The organism is Nocardia sp. NPDC052112 (assembly GCF_040680135.1).
GTDB lineage: Bacteria > Actinomycetota > Actinomycetes > Mycobacteriales > Mycobacteriaceae > Nocardia.
On sequence record NZ_JBFAWD010000067.1, the window covers coordinates 1 to 4,301 of the forward strand.

Genomic DNA, 4,301 nt, shown 5'->3' on the forward strand with positions numbered 1-4,301 from the left:
GGCGGGCCAGCGCGAAGCGGCCGCCGACCTGACACAGCACACACCGACTGTGCGGTCCAGGCAGTTGCTTGCCTGACCACCGCGCGATGTTTTCGGCCTCCAGGCCATGAAACGCGAATAGCGCATCGGTAGACCAGTAGTCTCGTGGCCCTGCGCTGCCGATGTAGTCGGTGATCGAGGAAATCTCGGACGCGATAGGCGATTCCGAGGTGACCCGCACCTCGGCGGCGCACCGCAGCAAACTATGAATTATGCGGGCTGGGCTGCCACGGGGATGAGAACCGACTCCGGTAAACGATCTGAACAAGGTCCGAAATACCTGACGGTCGTTGACCTACTGATCCTCGCTGTCGGCACCTTATCGCCGAATAGGTGGAATGGGCGCGGCAATTCGACGCGGGTCGATCGCGCCGCCGGGTGTTCTCGGTGAACATATGGTCACTGGAACAGCTTCAATAGATTCACGGTCAGCCGATAGATACCGTAGGAGAACGGTGCGGCGACCCACGCCCATGCGAAGATCAGCAGCGGAATACGCTGCGGCCCAGCTGATTCGACGCTCTCGGATTCGGTCATACCCGATCTCCCTCGGTGACGACGGCCGACGCGGCGACCTTGCGGTGGTGTTTCGCCGCGACCGGGCGAATCAGTTCGTTGGCGGCGAATCCGACGCACAGCAGTGTGATCATGATCGCGAACGCCGGACCGTACAGTGCGGAGCCGGTCTTTCCGTGTCGCACACCCGAATCCGCGATGGCGTTGATGATCAGGGGCCCGGCGACCCCGGCTACCGACCATGCGGTCAGCAGCCGGCCATGAATTGCGCCCACTTGATATGTCCCGAACAGATCCTTGAGATACGCCGGAATCGTTGCGAATCCGCCGCCGTAGAACGACAGGATCACCATGGCGCCGGCGATGAACAGGGCCTTGTTGGTCTGACCGACCGACCAGACCAACAGGTATGCCAGTGCACCGACGCCGAGGTAGATACGGTACATATTCTTGCGGCCGATCAGGTCCGATAGCGACGACCAGCCGATCCGTCCGGCCATATTGGCGGCGGACAGCACCGCGACGAATCCCGCCGCCGCGGCGGTCGATACCGGAGTCGAGGTCTGTTTGAAGAAGTCGATCACCATCGGCGCAGCCTTCTCCAAAATGCCGATACCCGCGGTGACGTTGAAGCACAACACGATCCACAATAGCCAGAACTGCGGTGTCCGGATCGCATCATTGGCAGCGACATCGTTGCTACTCACCAACTTCGCCGCTTTCGCCGATGGCGCCCAGCCCGCCGGACGCCAACCCGGCGGCGGCACCCGTACGAGCAACACGCCCACCGACATGAACACCGCGTATGTCAGGCCCATGACCAAAAAGGTTTCGGCGATGCCGACGTGATCTCGACCGAAATACGAGAGCAGTTCGGTGGTCCACGGTGACGCGATCAGCGCACCGCCGCCGAAGCCCATGATCGCGAAACCTGTTGCCATGCCCGGCCGGTCGGGAAACCAGCGGATCAGGGTGGACACCGGTGAGATATAGCCGATGCCGAGCCCGATTCCGCCGATGAATCCGTACCCGAACACGATCAGCCAGTAGGCGTTCACCGCCGCACCGAGCGCCGAAATCAGCAGCCCGGACGAGAAACACACCAGCGATATGGTCATCGCCCAGCGCGGCCCTCGGCGCTCGACGAGCGTCCCGCCGAATGCCGCTGACAATCCGAGCATGACAATGGCCAGCTGGAAGGGTAGCGCACTCCCAGTACCTGAGACATGCATCGCCTTTTCCAATGGCGGTTTGAATACACTCCAGGCGTAAGCCTGCCCGATGGCCAGATGGATGGACAGTGCCGCAGGCGGAACCAGCCAGCGACTCCAACCTGGCGGTGCGATGATCCGGGAATACCCGATGGCGCCGGCTTCGGTTACTGCGGTCATACTGCGATCTCCACATCTCGCTATGCGGTGATCATATGGCTCGCGACCCATCGTGATAGTGGTTCTGCGCAACCGGGTTGGGTTCCGGACCGCCGAAAATCCAACGAGCTCTGCGTATCTCCCCGATCCCGGGCGAATTTCGTGGCTCGGGCTGCGGGATCGGGGTTCGTGGCCGGCGGCGACAAGGGTTTTGGGATTGCCGACCTCCTGGCTTGCCTTGTTGCGTAACGGACTTCGCTCGGCGGTGTGTGCCTGCAGCGCTGGCATCAACGTTGATGACACCGGCTGCCACCGGGTGGTGGCACCTTCTTCTCGTAGCAGGACCACGCACTGGAAGGAGGTCGAGGTCCTCGGGGCGAATTTCGAGGTGGCCGCGGCGCCGACATGCTGTCTCGGTGAGCAACATCTCCCGGGCTTCCCGGCTATCCCTGGCTGGCGTTCGGTCCGGTTGTGGCCATGCTGTCCGGTGTGAATCGACGTCGGCGGGTGTTGTGAAACACTGCCAGTGATAGCTACACATTCGCTACGATTTTGGTCGTTCCGGCCCGATCTTCTCGCGCCGGAGACCGTCAACGCCGACCCGCTCGCTTTCCGGAATAACTGGCACAGGCTCGACGCCCGCGGCGCCACGGCATGGTCGCAGAATCCGCGCCGCGACCGGCACCGAAACCGACGACCGGACCAAGGAAGTCTGATGGCCGAGACCGCTCGCACAGAGATCGCCTCGTCGCAACGCTGGCCGCGGTTGCGGGTCGAGGAGTGGACCGATACCCGCGACACGGTGCACATGTGGACCCAGATCATCGGCAAGATTCGACTCGCTCATGCGCCGATGGTCAACCACTGGTGGCAGGTCACCCTCTACGTCAGCCCGCGGGGGTTGACCACCTCCGCGATGCCCTACGAGGCCGGTGTATTCGACATCGAGTTCGACTTCAACGCGCATCGGTTGCACATACGAACCAGTGATGGCGACAGCCGTCAGGTCGCTCTGGAACCCAAGCCGGTTGCACAGTTCTATGCCGAAACGATGGGTGCGCTCGACGAGCTCGGCATTGCGGCAGAAATTCAGGCGAAGCCCAACGAGGTCGCTACTGCGATCCCGTTCGCCGACGACTACGAGCATGCTTCCTATGATCGCGACGCCGTGCATCTGTTCTGGCGCCAACTCGTCGTGGCCAATCGAGTAATGAGCGAGTTTCGCTCGTATTTCATCGGCAAGGTGAGCCCGGTGCACTTCTTCTGGGGCGCCATGGATCTGGCCTGCACCAGGTTCTCCGGCCGCGCCGCGCCGAAGCATCCGGGCGGCGCACCCAACTGCGGTGATTGGGTGATGGTGGAGGGCTATTCCCACGAGTTGAGCAGCTGCGGATTCTGGCCGGGTGGCGGTGAAGAAGGCGCCTTCTACGCCTACGCCTATCCCGAACCCGACGGCTTCGCCGACTATCCGGTCGGTCCTCGCCACGCCTTCTACAGCACCGTCAACGGCCAGTTTCTGCTGCCCTACGAGGCGGTACGCACCGCGGCAGATCCTGAACGAACCCTTCTGGAATTCCTGCACACCACCTATCAAGCGGCCGCCGATCGCGGCAAGTGGGACCGCGCAGCACTCGAATGCGATCCGCACCGGTGGGACCAGAAACGGCGAACACTGAACCCATGGAGGGAATCGTGACCAGTCGGAACGACCTACCCGCTCCTGAACAGGGACTTCTCTTGACGCATTTCCTGACCGTGCGCGACGTGGCTCGGTCCCGAGATTTCTACGCCGAAATTTTCGGCGGCCGGGTCGTGTTGGAGGAGAACCCGGCCATCGTCAAGGTCGCCAACAGCTGGATCATCATGAACCCGGGCGGCGGCCCGACCCCGGACAAACCCGATACCACTCTGACTCCCCGCGAACCAGGTGATCCGGTCTCGTCGTTTTTGAACGTGCGGGTCGCCGACATCGCCGCGTTCTACTCCGACGCCAAATCCAAAGGGGCGCAATTCCTCACCGAACCACTCGACCGCAAAGCCGAGATCCGGTGCTATCTGCGCGACCCAGATGGCTACCTCATCGAGATCGGCCAGGCCACCGGCATGCGCCACGGCATATACGCCGACCGGGATGCGGGGAGCGCTGAAAAGGGGGAAAGCTAGCGGCTTTGGCATTGGGCTCATTCGAGGCGGCGTGTGGTTGGGCGTGTGTGCCAGCAGTAGCGGGTGCGGGCGCGCTGGATAGGTCCAGGTCATGGCATTGATCTGATCCGTGCTGTGGGACCGAAGGCCTACTCGCTATGACCAGTTCACCCTCGCGCCCGGAAAGCGTGACCGTGCGAGCGCTTCTCGATATCAATTGGCCCCGTTGCGGTA

Annotated in this window: 5 protein-coding genes; 2 read left to right on the forward strand and 3 right to left on the reverse strand. The window is 62.5% G+C overall.

All coding sequences use genetic code 11. The annotated features are described in order from the left end of the window. The 3 genes from AB0L58_RS42865 to AB0L58_RS42875 form a co-directional block, all read right to left on the reverse strand. On the reverse strand, positions 1 to 241 hold a 241-nt coding region (locus tag AB0L58_RS42865; protein WP_364397453.1), incomplete at its 3' end, for a hypothetical protein. 197 nt (positions 242 to 438) lie between these two features. Next, positions 439 to 576 (reverse strand): hypothetical protein, encoded by a 138-nt coding sequence (locus AB0L58_RS42870; protein WP_364397456.1) that lies wholly within the window; start codon positions 574 to 576, stop codon positions 439 to 441. Beyond that, positions 573 to 1,946 (reverse strand): OFA family MFS transporter, encoded by a 1,374-nt coding sequence (locus AB0L58_RS42875; protein ID WP_364397458.1) that lies wholly within the window; start codon positions 1,944 to 1,946, stop codon positions 573 to 575. The genes AB0L58_RS42870 and AB0L58_RS42875 overlap by 4 nt, the downstream gene beginning before the upstream one ends. A gap of 694 nt (positions 1,947 to 2,640) precedes the next feature. Here AB0L58_RS42875 and AB0L58_RS42880 point away from each other — a divergent pair. Both AB0L58_RS42880 and AB0L58_RS42885 read left to right on the forward strand, forming a co-directional pair. Continuing rightward, the gene (locus AB0L58_RS42880; protein WP_364397461.1) at positions 2,641 to 3,621 is read left to right on the forward strand and encodes a DUF5996 family protein; all 981 of its coding nucleotides are present in this window, start codon (positions 2,641 to 2,643) and stop codon (positions 3,619 to 3,621) included. Continuing rightward, the gene (locus AB0L58_RS42885) at positions 3,618 to 4,088 is read left to right on the forward strand and encodes a VOC family protein (RefSeq protein WP_364397464.1); all 471 of its coding nucleotides are present in this window, start codon (positions 3,618 to 3,620) and stop codon (positions 4,086 to 4,088) included. Before AB0L58_RS42880 ends, AB0L58_RS42885 begins: the two co-directional genes overlap by 4 nt. The last annotated feature ends 213 nt before the right edge of the window (positions 4,089 to 4,301 follow it).